The organism is Vibrio sp. 10N.261.51.F11, assembly GCF_041471665.1.
Taxonomy (GTDB): Bacteria; Pseudomonadota; Gammaproteobacteria; order Enterobacterales; family Vibrionaceae; genus Vibrio; species Vibrio crassostreae_C.
On sequence record NZ_JBFROW010000033.1, the window covers coordinates 41,214 to 59,641 of the forward strand.

Below are 18,428 nucleotides of genomic sequence, written 5' to 3' on the forward strand. Positions count from 1 at the left end.
CCTTAAGCGGCCTGAGATTTCAGAGCTTTTTTGTTCAATAGAGGATTAAGCACGAGGTAACTGATTGCACCACCTAACACTGCGTTCAAAGGAACAACGCCAGGTAGGAAGTGACCAGCGGCTACGCCTGTTGCTACCGCGATAATGCCAGCCCAGTTAACGGTTTGGAACTCTGCATTTGCAAAATCTTTGTAACGTTTACGGTTCGCGAAGAAGTCGGCGATGATTACGCCACCAATTGGTGGAATCGCCAGCGAAAGGAAGGTTAACCAACCAACGAAGTTGTTGTATAACCAAAGTGCGAAAATCGTACCGATAATGCCGTTAATGATAGACATTGTAGTACTTGAGCGACCAGTGATGTTAGATAAACCCAAACCGGATGCATAAAGTGCATTTTCATTGGTTGTCCAGATATTCAAGCCAAGCACGATGATGGCTGGAAGCAGCAGACCTTGCGCGATCATCACATCTGAAATATCAGCCTGACCGGTTGCTGCTGCTCCTGCTGCGCCGAAGATAAACATCAGCGAGTTACCGATGAAGAACGCAACCATAGTAATTAATACTGCGCTTGCTGGCTTTTTACCAAAGCGAACGAAATCGGCCGTTAACGTACCCGCACTTACGAACGAACCTACAACCATTGCAAGAGCCATTGAAAAGTCCATTGGCGTCTCTGGTTTAATAAGTTGCAATTGCTCTAGTCCACCAACACTGTCTACCGCAGTCAGTACTGAGTAACCACCCAGAATCGCAATCGCAGGCACTGCAATCGCTGAAAGCACCATTAGCGCTTTAATGCCGAAGTACACTGTACCCGTCATCAACAAGCCAGATACGATAATCAAGGTGTTGGTATCAATGCCCGTTGCTTTTTGTACTGGAATAGCAAACATCGCAACACCCACACCAAACCAACCGACTTGTGTACCACCAAGTAAAGCAGAAGGAAGCCATGAGCCTTTAGTACCGAAAGAGAAACGAGCAAGAAGGTGGGTAGAGAGGCCAGTAGATGAGCCGATGTAGCCAAGAAAAGAAGTGTAAATACCGAGGATTAGGTTACCGATGAGAACGGCGAGGAAGAAATCGTTGAATGAAAGACCTGTCCCGAGTGAACCACCTGTCCACATACTTGCAGAGAAGAAAGTGAGTCCAAGCATTACCATGGTGAGTGAAGCGACTCCTTTCCTAGCCGATGTAGGAACCGGCCCTAGACTGTAGTTATTATCAGCAGCCATTTTTTACCTCCGCAAATGATCAAAATTAAAATTAACGGTCGCCGTATTGCAGGCAAACTTGCGCATTATGGTGATATAAATCACATAGTCAATGCTAATTTTGTCAATAATTGCCCATAAAAACCAGTTATTGCAGTAATTATTTTGTAAAACATAGGGTTATTTTCTGTCTTTATTTAAAAAAAACAAATAGAAAACGTTTTCTATAATGCGTTGGTTATCTGCTGTTCTTGGTTGGCTATGAATGCTTATTATTATACGTCTGAATGGGTGTCTGTATCGAAAAAGAGGGCGGTTGGCCAAACTGCAGGCAAAAAAATAGCCAATCGCAATAATCGCAATTGGCCTATATATTTTGTGAACAAGAATAGGTTCACTAACAACGTCAGTTGGCTAGGTGACCCTCGGCTTAAGAAGGGTCAATATATACATTGCAGTTAGTGTGCCAACTTTTAAAACCACGTAAAACGGCAGTTTTATAGCAATCTGGTGCGTATTTGAGCGTTTAATTTGCGTTTTTGAAATGCCAAATTGCAAAATGCAATTGCGATTTGCAACTTTAGAGTGTTTATTCGTTTTTCGGGTTTGTGTTCTTTCTGGCGACGAATGGTGAAATAAACAAAAAGCCCGTGCGATCTAAGAGCGCACGGGCTTGGGTATTGTTTCACCAATAGGAAGTATTAGATGGAGTAGAAGAAGTACAGTTGAGACTTCATTCTAATGATGATCCCGCGTATTACGTCTAGGAACGCCATAAAGCTGATAGGCTTCTCACCGCTTACCCACGCTAATCCGACAGAGCCAACAGGAATATCGTAACCCTCTGCCTCATCAATTTTTAAACGAACAAAGTGGTGCTTGTTCTGAAGGTTTTTGCCTGTGGTAACACGAACCTGCTCATCGATACCCAGCAAACTTGCTTGCGCTTCACCAGTGGCTTCTACAATGCCTTCTACGGTTGCAGAGAACACTTTTCCTGGGTATACCGCTGTCGCAAATTCCGCAGGTTGACCGACCTTAATATTACGAATCGCTTGGTGGTTAACTCGCATCAGCACGTACTTCTCTTCGGTATACATCTGGATACGAGGCATCATTGAAACACGCTGACCTTCACGAAGAATAAAGTTCGTTACAAAGCCGTCAGTCGGTGCCGTGACTTTGGTGCTGTTCAAGTCCCATTGTGCTTGTGCCAGTGTTGCCTTTGCTGAATCGACCTCAGTTTGCTTCTTGCTCACATTGGTTTCAGCTTTGTGGATGTTCAACTTCGCATTCTCGGCATCGACTTCTTTCTTGCTAAGCTGAGATTCCAATGTCGTAACGTTATACGTCGCTAAGTCTACCTTTGCTGTTTGTTGGTCGATGTCAGTTTCAGTGATCGTATGTTCTACCACTTTGTTTTGCTTCTGGTAACGATCAAGCGTCTTTGACTGCAGTACTAAGTCTGTTTTAGCCGAATCTATTTGTGCGACTGAAGCTTTGATGTCTTCAAGCGCCGATTGATAGCTGACTTTTGCAATGCTCACTTCTTGACGAGCTGTGTCTAAAGCGACCTCTGCAGACTCAAGTTGAACGCTGGCTTTGTCTCTTGCGATGACATATTTAGTGTCATCAATTTCGTAAATTAGCTGTCCTTCAGTCACATCCTGGTTTGGGTCGATGTGGACTTTGGAAGTTTTTCCCGACACATTAGTTGAATCGGGACGCAGCTGAATATGTGGAGACTGAACCACTGAGCCTCCCGATAGATCCATCGGAGTCAAATTGAGTAGGCCAACCCATACAAACAGCAACCAAGATGTACCCCCTAGGTACGCAAACGCCTTGGTGCCTTTGTTCCAAGGCATACCAACAAGTCTGAGTAAGTAAATGAACAGTGCCCAAATTGCCAAGCCTTCTAACATGTTTGGCTCTCCTCATCTTGCTTGTCGGAAGTTGTTTGCTCCTTGGTTGTGGTCGGTGACTTCCATGTGTCTCTTAGATTGATGATGGCTTTTTCCATATCAACGAAGGCCAAAATTACTGCTAGTACCCATACCCAGTGCCATACAAAACCAATCCATGTTAATGCGGTGATCAAACCGAGTTGTTGATGCTCTTTACTGTGAGCCTTGTTGATTGGTAATTCATGCACACGCCAGAAGCCGTAACATGCAGCAGCGATGGTTGCGACTAACACTACGCCTGCAACTACGTGTAGTGCGGTATCTGCGTCTGTTCCGACAAATGGGACACTAACTAAACTCATTGATATACCCTAGGTTAAATTGAGCACCGAGTGTTATTGATATCAGATTTAGAAGTTGATAATTTACCAATTACTTTAATAATGATGTCATTATGATTTGATCTGTAATAGTGACTTCTAAGTATGGTGGCTAATGAACAATTGTAACTTCTTAAGAGCATTGGGTATTTTGGGTATTTACCAATACGCAACGACTAATAAGGCTGTGAATACTGAGCAATTAGGTATTCCTAAATCGGTGTTTAATAACCCGATGAACCTTATCCCCGTAAGTGAAGTGGACAAATGGTATGGCTTACTTGAACAACAAACCGGTGATTCCGATATTATCTTGAAGCTGGCTGATAGAGTGGATATTGAAAGGCTAGGTCCTCTCTCTAACTGGTTTTTCTCGGGGCACGATCTGGCGTCGTCTATACGCCGAGTTAACATCGGGTTGCACTGTTTGCAGTCCGGGGCTTTTCTATATGGCGCTCAAGTCGGTAATTTCATCAAATGGTGCTACGACAATCCTGCTTATACTGAGGTGGGTAAAGTTCATGACTCAATTCGAGTTGCCATCTTTATGATGAAGATATTAAGGCGTTACTTGGGAGACGACTTTACTCCCGCAGCCGTCTCTATCGCAGGTTATCGCGAGAACACTCAACTCTATCAAGAGTATTTTGGGTGCAATATTCAGTGGGGCCAGCCACGAACTGAAATCTGGATACCAAGCCAGTCGAGGTTATCGAGCAATCAAGCCCCTTCTAGCGGCAAGATGAGCTTGGCCATGAACTTTCATGACTTAGATAATTACCTCAACATGCCTGATGCCGCGGATGAGCATAAGGTGACCTATGAGATGATCAATTACAGTCGCCATTTCGGCCTGCCAACACTGCATAAAGTGTCGAGTTTGCTTGGGTTATCTGAACAGCAATTTCAACGTCGATTGCATAACTTAGGCATCAACTTTTCTACCATTATGGGCTATGCGTTAAGTAATGTGGCGGTGGAGTTGTTGATGTATTCAGTGCCAATAGATAAAGTCGCGACGAGGCTCGGCTATACCAATGTCGCGAGCTTTAATCGGATGTTTAAGAAACATCGAGGTTTGACACCCAAGCAATATGTTGAGCGCCTAAAAACTGGCCTGTAACTATTCAGAGCTAACTTATGGTTCGTTTATGGATCAGGCTGGACAAGTAAACCATCCCCCAAGTACTCAAAATGAAAGGGGCGGTGAGTGGTAACAGTGACAGTTCATGAAAACCAAGTGTGATGAGACAGCTTAACAGCATGCCTAATAGGATTAACGGCCAACGGATTCGCGGATAGGGCACAAGTGCTAAAGTGGCAAGAATGGCGTTGTACCCGTAAAGACCTTGGGCTACCAGTTCGTTAGAAGCGCCAATCAACCCGCTAAATACGGTGCTAATTATTACTGCGAGCATAACCCAAATGGCATGCTTGATATTGTTGAGTGCGATGGCGACTAAGATAACGAGCCCCGACAACGCATTTTCGATGAAGCTGACTTGGCTTATCCCTTTTAACAACGGGATCACCACTGTCGGCAGGTTGAACCACGAGTTAGCCTCAATACTGATGAGTGGCATCAGTGCGGAATCAGTTGCATAAAACGCTGATAGCTCAAAGGCTGATTGGATAATATAAATCAACCAAGTGGTGAGGATAAAGGCGCTAGTGTAACCGCGATATTTCTTAAAACTGAATACGATGTGGGCAATCGGCACCGTGACTAATGCACCTAACACAGTCACTAAAGCCAATAATGGTGTCACACCAAAAAAGTTACCGATAAATAAACCAATCAAAGCCCCATTTAGCGCGTACATTCCACTATCAATGTCGTCAACTGACTTGTTGGTGTTGGTGTTGGTGTTGGTGTTGGTGTACATATAGCCATAGAAGGCCAATGCAAAGCTGCAACTAGCGCCAAGCAAGGTAAGAAAAGCCAGTGCAAGTGACTCAATAGAAATGGCAAGCAACAGCAAAGTCGACGTCATGACAGACTGTGTGAAATAGACTTGCCCAATGCCATTGAGCAAGCCTTGAAATGGCAGAATATCCTTGTTCGTTTTCATCGTCTGATTACATTATTGAGTCATGTTAAATTTTTGTAAGTCAGATTGTATACAATTTTATCAAGTTCACCATCTTCGAGTGTTAATTCTGATACCAACGTTCACCATAAGCTTGTTGGTAATCTGGTGTTTCAATGATGCCTTCTTGTTCTGGAACGGTTTCTAAAGGCCCAACAATCGTTCGATAAGGCAATACGCCAGCCCATACTGGAATGTCCATATCGGCTTTATCATCATTCACTCCATGTTTACCAATCTTCACGGAGGCTTCCGTCAAAGGGATCGCCAATAACTCGGTTGCGGTGAGTTCTTTTTCATTACTGAGCCTGACTTCATCGGTTCTGCCCGGCGCGATTTGCTCAATAAAGATATTCAACAAGCGATCCTTTTCTTGGTTGTCATCGATGACTGAAAATGACCCCAACACCACAGCAGAACGATAATGCGCGCTGTGATGAAATGCCGAACGAGCCAACACCCAACCATCGAACAAGGTGAACGTTAAACAGGTTGGTTCTCCCTTTTTTAGCCCTTTTAGTAGGCGACTGTTTTTAGCTCCATGAATGTAGACCATATCATCCACTCGCCACGCGAGCATCGGGATGATCATTGGTCCTTGTTCGCCTTGCAATGCAATGTGTGCGATTAAGCTCTCATCAATAATTTGGTGCAGTTTCTCTTGTTCAAATACAGCTTTGTGAGCCCCTTTTTTAATCGTGGTTCTTTTCGTGTTAGATAACATAATCGCTCCTTAATCATTGCCTTTTGATTAATGTAGCGATTAACTGGTCTATTAAATAGAGCCACTTTTAAACACTATTTGGATCCAGTTATGCAGCCTATCGATGTCGGTGACCTACAACTTAGTGAGCAACATGACACGCGTCAAACCGCTTTATTCCATGCGATCAGAGAGAAGATCGTTCAAGATTTATGGAGTAAAGGCAGCAAGTTACCTTCAACGCGCAAGTTGGCTGCTGAGTTATCGGTGAGCCGAAATACGGTGATCTACGCGTATGAGCAGTTAGTCACGGAGGGCTATATCGAAAGTCGTAAGGGATCTGGCTTTTATGTGTCGGTCGAACAGCCCGAACATTTCTTGAACTCGTCTCAACCTAACCTTGTTCAAAAGACGAGTCAGGTGGCTGCACAGGCTTCGGTAGCACCTAGAACCATAGCGACAACGCATGATATCAATAGTGGCTTTGCCCCCGGAGTGCCTGATCTCAATGCTTTCCCTTTTGCGAAATGGCAAAGGCTACTGCAGCGACATTCAACGCGTCAAAACATTGCAGGCAACCAAGGCGTCCAAGGGAGTGTGGCTTTACGAGATGCGCTCAGTGGCTATCTCGCGAGCAGTCGTTCAGTTCGCTGTCACGCTGATCGAATTATTATCACGGCGGGGGCGCAACAAGCGATTTCCATTGGTTTGATGGCAACGTTGATGATGGGGGATGAACTATTGATGGAAGAACCTGGGTATCGACAAGTCCATAAAATCGTTGATCTGTTAAAGCTCAAATTAGACGGTGTGGCGGTGCGTGAAAAGGTGGGGTTGGATATTGAGAAAGTGTTGGCCAGTAATGCTAGGGCTCTGTATGTCACCCCGAGTAACCAGTACCCAATGGGCACAACCTTAAATACTGAGCAACGTCTTAAGCTGATAGATTGGGCTAACAAACATCAATCATGGATTATTGAAGACGACTACGACAGCGAGTTTCAGTTTGCTCATCGCCCTTATACCAGCATGCAAGGGCTGGCCGGAAAGTTAGGATTCGATGATCGCATCATCTATGTCGGCTCCCTGAGTAAGGTGATGTTCAATGGACTTCGATTAGGATACTTAGTGGTGCCAGAAAGTCTGGTAGCAAAGTGCCTTGAGATTAAAGATGCGCTCACTGGAGACACGGCGTCCCATCCCCAAGAAGCTTTGGCTGATTTTGTTCGTGAAGGCGATTTATTACGTCATATTAGAAAGATGCGTCGTTCATACAAACTCAAGCACGAAGCGATGATTGAGGCCATTCAAAGTGAGTTTGACGGTGATGTTGAAGTGATTAGCCAAGCGGCGGGCCTACATGTGACTGTTAAATGGTGCAACGGAATATCTGAGACGGAATGGAGTCGACGGGCCGAGCTTCAAAACATCATCATTCGTCCTTTTGATTTTTATGAATACGGTTCGAGTGATGATCGTGATTGGAGTGGGGCAGTGCTGGGTTTTGGAAATATCCGTTTGGCAGAGATAAAGCCGAAGATCAAACAGATCGCTCGGCTTTTTTATCAGTGATATTGGTAGGATTCGTTTACAATTTGTCGATAGAAACAGTGGTTTTACCCAGCCACTTTCGCCAAGGGAGTGACAATGTCACAAAAATAGTCACGGCATAGAGCATCGACCAGCTTAAACAGATAAATACTAGAGTACAGATGACGAGTGAAACCATCGCAGTATATCTTGATGTGCCAGTCAGCAATCGGCAAGCCGCTAACATCGCGAGCAGATAAACCAGAACAAAAATACCGTTGGCGAGCTTGAGAAAGAATTCAAGGTCCAAGTTGGACAGTTCACCAATCACACACGAGATAAGCACGACAAAGCCAATTGCTATGGTTGGGTAAAACGGTACGCCGCGGCTGTTCAGTTGAGCCATTCGACTTGTAGGAGAGTGTTGGCGAGCCTGAGCCCAGATCATCCGAGACAGGCTTTGTGTGTAAAGGTTTAGGCTAGCAAAGCAAGCAAAGAACCCCAGCACGCTGATGACAGTTTTGAAGCCATTGCCAAACAGTTGTTCTGTTACCCACGGGATGGATGCGGCATCGAATTCAGATGAACCGTAAGCGCCCAGTTTAAGAATCACCACTGAACAAGCCCAGTACACTAACCCCGCAACAAAACAGCCTGCAATGATGGCGATTGGGAAGTCACGTTGTGGATTTTTGAATTCCTCTCCCATGTGAGCAAAAGCTTCTATTCCGACAAAGCACCAAAACATGACAGCCAACGCAGCGCCGATAGACCACACCGAATCGGACGAGATGGTTGGAAGAGAAACATCGGCTGCCGTGATGTCGGCTTTCCAAACAAAAGCGCTGACTAAGGCAAAAATCGACAATGCGATCACGGTTTGTAGTCGGCCAGAAGATTTACTGCCCATCAAATTGACGGCAATAAGCAGGGCGACGGTAAAGGATTGAGCGCCAAGTGGTGTGTCGAGGGGGGCGGGTAACAATTGTTGAGCAAACCCACCTGCTAGTGCAATGGCCGCTGGAATACCGACAGGAATAACACTCACAAACAACCACGCCACGCTGGTTTCTAATCGCTCGCTAAATGCCTGACGCACAAAGTAAGCAGTACCACCTGCATTCGGGTAGCGTTTTCCTAATGCTGCAAAGGTCAGTGCAATCGGGCAAATAGCGATAAACAGGATTAACCAAGCAAGAAGAGACAACTGTCCTGCAATGCCTGCTGCGATCGCAGGGATCATAAATAATCCCGTGCCTAGCAAGGTCGTCGAGAGTTGTCCGATTCCTGAAATAAGCGTGATTTCTTGTTTGAGTTGTGTCATTCGCTCTCCTAGCTATTTGATTCTGGTCACGGTCTTCCAGTAACTTTCTTCTGGTGTGTGAGAAGTTATGATTGAGAGCATACATTGTTGACATCAATAATACAGCTAGCGAAACGTCGTAAGACACCGTCATTTTAACGGTATTAATCCGATTCAGCGTGAAAGTGTCGGCTGTCAGAATGGCTGTTATAAGTAGGAAAGTTGTGTCAAATTAGGCGTTATAAATAGAACAATAAATGGAAAGAATCAGAAGCATGGATAAATTTGATCGCCAGATTTTGGATATTCTCAAAACCAATGCACGATGCTCAGTGAGCGATATCGCCCGAGATGTCAGTCTCTCGCGCTCGGCAGTGAACGCCAGAATCAAGAAACTGGAAAGCGACAAAGTGATTACGGGCTACTGCGCTCAAGTGGCAGAACCCAACCAAACGAAGAATGTGTGCGCTTATATCTTGTTGAAGTTCGACATGTCGAGTAGTGACCATAGTTGTGAGTCTTACGCGAAACAAATTCAGAGTATCGATGAGGTGCAATGGTGCCACTCTATTAGCGGTGAGACCGACATGATGCTGTACGTGGAAGTGGAAAGCATGGAGAGCCTGAACCGAGTTCGCGATCAGCTGCAAAGCTACCCAGATCTGCGTCACTTAATGACTCATACGGTTTTGACCGAGTTTTTCAACAAACAGAATGCGACGGTGCATTCATGTTAGGCAATATCAACTTAAACCTGCTGCGTTCACTGCATGTACTTCTTGAAGAGTGTCATGTGAGCCGTGCCGCCCAACGTTTGCATATCACACAATCCGCGGTGAGCCGCCAGCTCAGCCAGTTACGAGATTTGTGTGGTGACCCTTTACTGGTCCGTGATGGCAACAAACTGGTGCCGACCAACCGCGCACTTCTGCTTAAAGGCAAACTCGACGACCTGCTTGGCGAGTTTGACCACCTGTTAGATGATAAACCCTTCGAGCCGCAAGACTGGCAAGGTGAATTGGTGTTGTCCTCGAGTGATTATGTCGCTCAGTATATTCTTCCTGTGATTGTGGCAGAGGTGTCTGCTGAAGCGCCGAACATCAATTTGGCTTATCGCCTGTGGCAGCAAAACTACCTTGAAGCACTGAACGAGTCGGGTATTCACTTGGCTTCCAGTATGTTTCCCACAAAGCCTGAACATGTTTCAAGCATCAAACTTGGCGAAGATAAGTCGGTGTGTTTGATGCGCAAGTCGCACCCATTGGCTCAGCAAGCGGTTTTAAGTGCAGAAGATATTGTTCACTACTCTCACATCAAAGTGACGGGTGGTGGAGATAAAGACAGCTACGCGGACATAGCATTGAAGAAGCAAGGGCTGAAGCGAAGAGTAGCTTTGCAGGTCCCGTTCTTTTCATCCGCAGGTACTGTGTTAATGCAAGACGACTACTTGATGATCGTGCCAGAACATATCGCCTATAACCTAGGTCGACACCTCGATACTACCTACTTTTCGTTGCCATTTGATACGGAAATGCATACCTATTGGTTAATGTGGCACCCTAAATATGACAACGACTCTGCCCACAAATGGGCGCGAGAAAAAGCATTCCAAGCCATGCAAAAGTCGAGTTACAATATCAGTATGACTTGAAATCATAGGTGTGATGATAATCTTTGATTTCAAATAATACCTCCTGCGAATTATGGTAAGTGCCAAGTATTGAGTATTAAGCGTAGAGCGTGCAGCTGGAACGCTTTATTTTATTAGGAATGGAATGATGACAGTAACAATTTGGTTTTCTTTATTAGCGATTTGCTTGTTGGGTGCAATGTCTCCGGGCCCAAGCTTGGCGATGATCGCTAAACACAGTTTGGCTGGTGGACGTATGAACGGGCTTATCGCAGCTTGGTCACACGCTGCTGGCATCGGTATTTATGCGTTCGCAACCATTGTTGGTTTAGCTGTTGTGCTTGAGCAATCCCCAATGTTGTTTAAAGGTATTAGTTTAGCGGGTGCTGCTTATCTGCTTTATCTCGGCGTAAACGCGTTGCGTTCGAAAGGTGGTGTTGCCGCGAAATTAGAAGCAGGTGAGAAGATGAGTTACATGCAGTCTGCTCGTGAGGCTTTCTTGATCTCTATCTTGAGCCCAAAGATCGCGTTGTTCTTCATCGCTCTGTTTAGCCAATTTGTTGCGCTAGGTAATGAACTGACCAATCAGATTATCATTGTCTCAACACCGCTGATTGTCGACGGTCTTTGGTACACCTTTATCACCTTGGTACTGTCTAGCCCGTTGATTGTTGAACGTATTCGCTCGAAAGCTCAGTTGATTGATCGACTATCTGGCGTGGTGTTGATCTTGCTTGCTGTTCGCGTGGTGTGGACGATATAGCAGTGCGTGATAAGAATAAGTAACTAGGGTCTGTTAACTTTTAGTGGTTAAATTTTGTTCGAGATAGAATCGTTTTAGGCGCGGCAAGGAGTATGTAGCCTAGTCATTCTAAGTTAATACTTCTTAACAAAGCATAAAACGATTCTAGCCGAACCCTTCGGGCAGCCTTTGTGGTTCATTTCTACTGCGTTATCGGCTTCTCATATAGGCTAGCTACACTTCAAAGCCTCTGCCTTGTAGAAATTTCCCACAAAGTGCTGCAAAAATCAGCTCTAAAGGTCAACAGACCCTAGACGTTCACCAGAAACGACACTCATTAAAAAGGCTCACTAGAGGTTATCTAGTGAGCCTTTTTGAGTTCTATGGATTGGTTTCGAAAGGCTTGAGCGTATTAGCCTTCAGAGTTCAGCACGGCATTTAACTTCGCCATCGAGTCTGAGAAGTAGGGGTTGTAGGTCAAACGCGCATGGTTCTTCCCTTCTTCACGATAGCCCCAAGCTGAATACCAAACCTCACTGGTTGCGTTACATTGTTCTTCAAAGCCTTCTGCCTGACCATTGGAGCAAATCTTCTCGCTACCATTGATTCCGTAATAAGGGTTATTTGGTGAGAACAGTAAGCCCATGTGAGAGCCGTTCGAGATACGTTGCTCTGGAATTTTCATGCTGTACTGAACAGCGCGAGGATCCTCGAGAGTCGTCTCTCCTTGCCAAACCAACACATTGTTTGGATTCGGCATTGATTCAGTAAAGGCTTGCTGAACGTAGTTGGTATCAATCACGCTGTCGCCTTCACTCATCATAATAAACACTGGTTTGTCGAAGTGTTTATCTTGTAAGTCATCACGTACGACTTCTGATGTCTCGTAGTAAACCGAGGCTCCGTTCATTGGCAACGAGTTGTAACGCAACACATTGTCTTCAGGATCTTGATCAGCCCAAGTGACAAAGTAGCTTGCTAGCCCTGCGTATTGAACAGCAGACGAGCTTGGTTGAAACGCAGGAGAGAACAACAGTAACCCAGAGATCTTAGGATCGTTCATCGCCTGTGAAGTCACGAGGTTCGCGCCGGTTGAATAGCCGCCTAGCCAAACAGAATCATACTCTTGCTCAAGTAACTTCGTATGATGAGCTACCACACCTTGCCAATCTTCTAGGCTCGGCTGCATTAAATCACCCACGCGACTGCCGTGACCCGGAAGTAATACGGTTCTCACTAAGTAACCTTGCTCTGCCAAATGCGTAGCGATGTCTTTAAATGAATAAGGTGAGTCGCCTAATCCATGAACCAATAACACCGCCTTACCGTTTGGCGAGGTTGGTTGATACTCGGTTGGTGAATTGAGTTGGATCTCGAGTTGCTTGTCTTCCGTCATGAACACACGGTTTTTCAATAACCAATCTTGGGTGTCATTAACGTAGGCATCGAAGCTGTCTTGCTGATAGCTAGGTAAGTCTGGAGATGTTTCGTAAGCGGGTATCGGTGTCTCGTTGGAACAACCAACGAGACTTAAAGTCGTTAAGGCCAGCAGTGCTAGCAGGGGCTTTCTTTGCATTATGTAATTTTGTCTCTGTTGTGCTTTCACTATGTCTGAAACTAAAGTTTAGGTTACTTTTTGCTTGAAAGATCTTCGTATTCACCTTCAATAACACCGGCATCATTGGTTGATGACTGACGAGTGTTCATATGTGCTGCGAAACCTTGTTTCTTCATTTGATTCTGAATGCGCTTGCCAGTAATTAAAGCTGCAATAGCTAAAGGAATAGCAAGGATCAAGCTTGTGAATAACGCCAAAAGGCCAGTAAACAATGCAACAATCGTAACTAATATATTTTTCATATTCATTCCTCTTTTTCTATGTTGTTACTTTATCGCTTCTATTCTGAACGAAACATGAACGTCGTTAATAAATCTCAGAGAGTCACTATGACACGGATGTGTGCTGTTAGGGAGTTTATATGTAGTCATAATCACGCACTAAAAATATGGAATAAAACTAAGTTAAATAAAATCAATAACTTAAAGGTTGGCACGCTTAATGCTCTATAGGGTTTGGAATAAGTCACTGTAAGCAAAGTACTTACAGTTAATAAAAATTACTGGAGCCCTTATATGTTTTGTATTCAATGTGAACAAACAATTCAAACCCCAACCGTAAAAGGCTGTTCTTTCGCACAAGGCATGTGTGGAAAAACGTCTGAAGTATCCGACCTTCAAGACGTGTTGGTGCATTCTCTTCAAGGTGTTTCTTTTTGGGCCAATTTGGGCCGTGCGTGTGATGTTATTGATACTGAAATCGACGAGTGGGCGCCAAAAGCGTTTTTCGCAACATTAACCAACGTTAACTTCGACCCTGCTCGTATCATTGAATTTGCACAGCAATCTCATGAATTTAAGCAGCGCTTAGAACAACAGGTTCGCGCGGCAGCGACATTGATTGGTTTTGAGATCCCAGCGCTTTCTGCTGCTGCTCAATTCGACCTTCCAACGGACTCTTCAGAGCTATTGGCGCTTGCCCCTCAAGCGGCGGTAAACCGTGGTCACGACTCTCAACACGAAGATGTGATTGGTCTTCGCCTTCTTTGTCTTTACGGGCTAAAAGGTGCAGCAGCTTACATGGAGCACGCACGTGTTCTTGGTCAAACTGACAATGCTATCTTTGCTGAATACCATGAAATCATGGCTTTCCTAGGTACGGATCCATCAGACCTAAAACAACTGTTAGATACGTCTATGCAGATTGGCTTGATGAACTACAAAGTCATGGAAATGCTGGATAAAGGCGAGACAGATACATTTGGTCACCCTCAACCAACAACTGTGAATGTGAAGACGAAGCAAGGTCACTGTATCCTTGTTTCTGGTCACGACCTGCATGATCTAGAAAAGATCCTTCAACAAACGGAAGGCAAGGGCATTAACGTTTACACCAACGGTGAGATGCTACCTGCACACGGCTACCCTGAACTAAACAAATATCCACACCTTGCGGGTAACTACGGTAGTGCTTGGCAGAACCAGCAAAAAGAATTTGCGAACTTCCCAGGTGCGATCGTAATGACATCGAACTGTCTGCTTAATCCTGATGTGGGCTCATACGCTGACCGCCTATTTACGCGTAGCATCGTAGGCTGGCCGGGTGTTGCTCACCTTGAAGGTGACGATTTCAGTGCAGTAATTGATTGTGCTCTTGCGCAAGAAGGCTTCAAGCATGACGAGATCGAGCAAATGATCACTGTCGGCTTTGGTCGTAATGCTTTGATGGAAGCTGCGCCTGCGGTTGTTGAACAAGTGAAAGAAGGCAACATCAAGCACTTCTTCCTTGTGGGTGGTTGTGATGGCGACAAATCTGAACGTAGCTACTACACAGATTTCACAGCTCAAGCACCAGAAGATTCAGTAATCCTGACATTGGCGTGTGGTAAATTCCGTTTCAACAAAAACCAATTCGGTGACATTAACGGTATTCCACGTCTGCTCGATGTTGGTCAATGTAACGATGCTTACTCAGCGATTCAGCTTGCTCTTGCGCTGTCGCAAGAGTTTGATTGTGGCATCAACGAACTACCGCTAACACTGGTTCTTTCTTGGTTCGAGCAAAAAGCGATCGTTATCCTGCTTACTCTGTTTGCTCTTGGTGTGAAAGGCATTTACACAGGGCCAACAGCGCCAGCTTTCCTAACAGAGAACCTACTAAAGATTATTCAAGACGAGTTCGACATGCGTTCTATCTCAACGCCAGAGCAAGATCTTAAAACAATCTTAGCGGCTTAATATAAGCCCACTCCCAAGCCCCGTTGTTGCTGTTCTTTAGGAACGTGCAGCGGCGGGGCTTTCTAGATTTAATTCTTTAGTATCAGTAAGGTGTGTGAACTATGTATGCATGGTCGGATAGCGATTCAATCAATTTAGTGTGTTTAAAGAAATGGCACGAGGCGCCAGATACGGTCAGCTTTGAGCTTGGCAGTATTCCACAAGACTTACATTTCAATTTTAAGCCCGGTCAGTTCATCACCTTGGGTTTAGATATGCCGACGAAAACCGATTACCGTGCTTATTCAGTGGCTTCTTGCCCAGAAGATAAACGCCTGAAGTTGACGGTCAAGCGTGTGGAAGGTGGCTTGGTTTCGAACTTTATTGTTGATGAGCTTGATGAAGGCGACGAGGTTTCTGTGTTGAAGCCGGCAGGCTCGTTTAATTGTATTGATTGCATGCCAACGGCAACAAAGAAAGTAACGCTAGTGAGTGCAGGCTGTGGCATTACACCAGTAATGGCGATGGTAAAGTATTGGCTGTCTCGAGACAGTGACATTGAGATTGATTTCGTCCACATGGCTCGCAACAAGCTTGAGACTATCTACTTTCAAGAACTTCATCAGCTCGATGAATCACATGCCAATTTCAACTTAAAACTTCTGTTAAAAGACAACGAAGGAACAACTGCCCCTCAAGGTCGTTTAGATAAAAACTGGTTGGTGAAACTGAGCCCAGATATCTTAGACAGGACTGTTTACCTGTGTGGGCCTGTCGGCTTCATGCAAGATATTGAGAGCTATCTGAAAGAGCTTGAGTTCAACATGGATAACTTCTATCAAGAAAGCTTTACTCCTGCTACTCAGAATGCTCAATCAGAAGCGTCAAACGCCGAAGTTGCTGACGATACGAATAGTGCAGTTAAGGTATTTGTGCCTGCGTTCGGCGCTGAAGTTGAAGCGGAAACTGGCACACCATTGGCGGATTCATTAGAAAAAGCAGGCGTTCCAATTATTATCGCTTGTCGCAGCGGGATTTGTGGCTCGTGTAAATGCAAAGTGACCAAAGGGTCTGTGGAATCAAGCAGCCAAGAGACATTGACGCCAGAACAGATTGAACAGGGCTACGTGCTCGCATGTTCAAGTTCGATTCAGTCAGATGTTGAGGTTGAGTTATAACAGGCGTGAAGCTGTGCAAGAGTGATGAAAACAAGGTCTTGTCATCGAGATAAAAGTTAGAGTGCTAGATGTAAAAAGGCCACCTAGATCAGTTAGAGAGAGCAGATCTAAGTGGCAACCCTTTTGTTTATACGGGGGAGTAAAACAAAAGGGGTTGCGAAGCCCATACAGACTTCGCAGATATAGTTATTATGTTGTGGAGCTTGTTGCGATGGACGTATCTACAAGAGCGAAGTTAATTAAACTTCTGGGTATGTCTTGTAGCGAACACCCATCATCTGTTCCATACAGTGAACAACTTGGCAGCTGTAGCCAAACTCGTTATCGTACCAAATGTACAGCACGGCACGGTTGTCTTGTGCGATAGTCGCCACACCGTCAACCACACCTGGGTGACGAGAGCCAACCAAGTCGGTAGATACAATCTCAGTCGAGTCTGTGTAATCAATTTGTGCAGACAAAGCAGAAGACAGCGCCATTTCACGCAGGTACTCGTTCAACTCTTCTTTGTTTGTGCCTTTCTCAAGGTTTAGGTTCGCAACTGCCATTGAAACGTTTGGCGTAGGTACGCGAATCGCATTACCTGTTAGCTTACCTTCCATTTCCGGCATCGCTTTTGATACTGCTTTAGCAGCGCCAGTCGATGTCAGTACCATGTTCAATGATGCAGCACGACCACGACGATCACCCGAGTGGAAGTTATCGATTAGGTTTTGATCATTGGTAAATGAGTGCACCGTTTCGATGTGACCAGACAGCACGCCAAACTTGTCGTGAACCGCTTTCAATACTGGCGTGATTGCGTTAGTAGTACAGCTTGCTGCAGAGATGATGGTGTCTTCTGGCTGAATAACATTTTCATTCACACCAAATACCACGTTCTTGATGTCGCCTTTACCAGGTGCAGTCAGTAGCACTTTCTTCGCACCGTTACACGCAACGTGTTGGCTCAGGCCTTCCGCGTCACGCCATACGCCTGTGTTATCAACCACAAGTGCATTTTCAACACCGTAAGCCGTGTAATCCACTTCTTCTGGTTTGTTTGCGTAGATAACTTGGATGAAGTTACCGTTAACGATGATCGCTTTGCGTTCTTGGTCTACAACAATGCTGCCGTTGAATTGGCCGTGTACAGAGTCACGACGAAGCAGGCTTGCACGTTTTTCTAGGTCGCCATCTTTGCCGCCGCGTACAACGATTGCACGTAAACGCAGTGGGTAACCCGGGCCACTTTTCTCGATCAACAGACGAGTGAGCAGTCGGCCAATACGACCAAAACCGTACAATACAACGTCACGAGGTTCTGTCATTGCATCGCCTTCAAGCGATTCGATAAGTGCAGTTTGTAGGAAATCATCCAACCCATGTGTGTCTTCGCGATCTTGCCAGAATGAATGCGCAAGGCGACCAACATCAATACGACATGGAGATAAGTCCATAGAGAGAAGGTGTTGAATGATAGGTTGAGTCTGTTCTGCTGTAAGAGGAGAACCAGTGTAACGTTTTGCGATGCGGTGAGCTTTGATGATGTCGATAGTTGTCGCGTTAACTAAGGTCTTACCAAAGAGGATAACTTCTACGCCTTTTTGACGGTATAACTGACCTAAAGTTGGAGCGATGGATTCAGCAATGGTTTGACTAGTTTGCCAATCTAGGAGGTGCTTTTCGGGACTCATCTTTACTCGGGACCTTTCACGTTAAGTTTCTGCATTCATGGCGGTTGTAGGGAAGCCAATCAGCATAGGGGATTTGAGGCATCAGTCTGTGGTCTCTATTGCCACTTAAATGTGCTGATATACCTTGTGTGTAACTTGTAATTTTTATGTGGCAGGATTGTAAGGTGCGACGGGTTATTCTGCTAGGAAAAATAAATGCAGACAAAATATCTGTAAATTGGCCTTATATTAGCCATAAATCAAGATTTGAACGTAGATAAAGACTATTGACTTTAACAATCTGTAGCACTTATTT

16 protein-coding genes are annotated in these 18,428 nt (G+C 45.1%); 7 read left to right on the forward strand and 9 right to left on the reverse strand.

The window, feature by feature from the left end; translation table 11 throughout:
- Positions 1-2: 2 nt before the first annotated feature.
- The 3 genes from codB to AB4351_RS10885 form a co-directional block, all read right to left on the reverse strand.
- Positions 3-1,241 (reverse strand): cytosine permease, encoded by a 1,239-nt coding sequence (gene codB, locus AB4351_RS10875; RefSeq protein ID WP_032546874.1) that lies wholly within the window; start codon positions 1,239-1,241, stop codon positions 3-5.
- A gap of 680 nt (positions 1,242-1,921) precedes the next feature.
- Positions 1,922-3,145 carry an HlyD family secretion protein gene (locus AB4351_RS10880; protein WP_372125962.1) on the reverse strand — a complete coding sequence of 408 codons (1,224 nt, stop codon included), beginning with the start codon at positions 3,143-3,145 and terminating at the stop codon, positions 1,922-1,924.
- Positions 3,139-3,489: an MFS transporter gene (locus AB4351_RS10885; RefSeq protein ID WP_017061787.1), complete on the reverse strand. Its 351-nt coding sequence runs from the start codon at positions 3,487-3,489 to the stop codon at positions 3,139-3,141. The genes AB4351_RS10880 and AB4351_RS10885 overlap by 7 nt, the downstream gene beginning before the upstream one ends.
- A gap of 133 nt (positions 3,490-3,622) precedes the next feature.
- Between AB4351_RS10885 and AB4351_RS10890 the strand changes: the two genes are divergently transcribed.
- Complete coding sequence (locus AB4351_RS10890) at positions 3,623-4,630, forward strand: AraC family transcriptional regulator (protein WP_017061786.1); 1,008 nt, start codon at positions 3,623-3,625, stop codon at positions 4,628-4,630.
- A 10-nt stretch (positions 4,631-4,640) separates the two neighbouring features.
- Here AB4351_RS10890 and AB4351_RS10895 read toward each other — a convergent pair whose 3' ends face one another.
- Both AB4351_RS10895 and AB4351_RS10900 read right to left on the reverse strand, forming a co-directional pair.
- A complete protein-coding gene (locus AB4351_RS10895; protein ID WP_372125965.1) occupies positions 4,641-5,579 on the reverse strand; it encodes an urea transporter in 939 nt (312 codons plus the stop codon).
- Positions 5,580-5,661: 82 nt separating this feature from the next.
- Positions 5,662-6,321, reverse strand: a complete 660-nt coding sequence (locus tag AB4351_RS10900; RefSeq protein ID WP_371713571.1) for a pyridoxamine 5'-phosphate oxidase family protein — start codon at positions 6,319-6,321, stop codon at positions 5,662-5,664.
- A gap of 90 nt (positions 6,322-6,411) precedes the next feature.
- Here AB4351_RS10900 and AB4351_RS10905 point away from each other — a divergent pair, with 90 nt between their 5' ends.
- Positions 6,412-7,872 (forward strand): PLP-dependent aminotransferase family protein, encoded by a 1,461-nt coding sequence (locus AB4351_RS10905; protein WP_372125967.1) that lies wholly within the window; start codon positions 6,412-6,414, stop codon positions 7,870-7,872.
- Positions 7,873-7,888: 16 nt separating this feature from the next.
- Here AB4351_RS10905 and yjeH read toward each other — a convergent pair whose 3' ends face one another.
- Positions 7,889-9,154, reverse strand: a complete 1,266-nt coding sequence (gene yjeH, locus AB4351_RS10910) for an L-methionine/branched-chain amino acid transporter (RefSeq protein WP_372125970.1) — start codon at positions 9,152-9,154, stop codon at positions 7,889-7,891.
- Positions 9,155-9,408: 254 nt separating this feature from the next.
- Here yjeH and AB4351_RS10915 point away from each other — a divergent pair, with 254 nt between their 5' ends.
- The 3 genes from AB4351_RS10915 (at position 9,409) to AB4351_RS10925 (ending at position 11,526) form a co-directional block, all read left to right on the forward strand.
- Complete coding sequence (locus tag AB4351_RS10915; protein WP_017061781.1) at positions 9,409-9,870, forward strand: Lrp/AsnC family transcriptional regulator; 462 nt, start codon at positions 9,409-9,411, stop codon at positions 9,868-9,870.
- Entirely contained in the window at positions 9,864-10,784 is a 921-nt protein-coding gene (locus AB4351_RS10920) for a LysR family transcriptional regulator (RefSeq protein WP_372125972.1), read from the forward strand. Before AB4351_RS10915 ends, AB4351_RS10920 begins: the two co-directional genes overlap by 7 nt.
- Before the next feature lie 127 nt (positions 10,785-10,911).
- The gene (locus AB4351_RS10925; RefSeq protein ID WP_372126057.1) at positions 10,912-11,526 is read left to right on the forward strand and encodes a LysE family translocator; all 615 of its coding nucleotides are present in this window, start codon (positions 10,912-10,914) and stop codon (positions 11,524-11,526) included.
- 391 nt (positions 11,527-11,917) lie between these two features.
- Here the strand turns inward: AB4351_RS10925 and AB4351_RS10930 are convergent, their stop codons facing one another.
- Both AB4351_RS10930 and AB4351_RS10935 read right to left on the reverse strand, forming a co-directional pair.
- The gene (locus AB4351_RS10930; RefSeq protein ID WP_372125974.1) at positions 11,918-13,081 is read right to left on the reverse strand and encodes an alpha/beta hydrolase; all 1,164 of its coding nucleotides are present in this window, start codon (positions 13,079-13,081) and stop codon (positions 11,918-11,920) included.
- Between the two features lie 53 nt (positions 13,082-13,134).
- Positions 13,135-13,365: a hypothetical protein gene (locus AB4351_RS10935; RefSeq protein ID WP_017061777.1), complete on the reverse strand. Its 231-nt coding sequence runs from the start codon at positions 13,363-13,365 to the stop codon at positions 13,135-13,137.
- A gap of 273 nt (positions 13,366-13,638) precedes the next feature.
- On the opposite strand from AB4351_RS10935, the gene hcp reads away from it, so the two are divergent.
- Together hcp and AB4351_RS10945 are read left to right on the forward strand one after the other, a co-directional pair.
- The gene (gene hcp / locus AB4351_RS10940) at positions 13,639-15,300 is read left to right on the forward strand and encodes a hydroxylamine reductase (RefSeq protein ID WP_048608912.1); all 1,662 of its coding nucleotides are present in this window, start codon (positions 13,639-13,641) and stop codon (positions 15,298-15,300) included.
- A 101-nt stretch (positions 15,301-15,401) separates the two neighbouring features.
- The gene (locus AB4351_RS10945) at positions 15,402-16,457 is read left to right on the forward strand and encodes a 2Fe-2S iron-sulfur cluster-binding protein (protein ID WP_372125976.1); all 1,056 of its coding nucleotides are present in this window, start codon (positions 15,402-15,404) and stop codon (positions 16,455-16,457) included.
- 239 nt (positions 16,458-16,696) lie between these two features.
- Here the strand turns inward: AB4351_RS10945 and AB4351_RS10950 are convergent, their stop codons facing one another.
- Positions 16,697-18,133 carry a glyceraldehyde-3-phosphate dehydrogenase gene (locus AB4351_RS10950; protein WP_017068649.1) on the reverse strand — a complete coding sequence of 479 codons (1,437 nt, stop codon included), beginning with the start codon at positions 18,131-18,133 and terminating at the stop codon, positions 16,697-16,699.
- Positions 18,134-18,428: the final 295 nt, after the last annotated feature.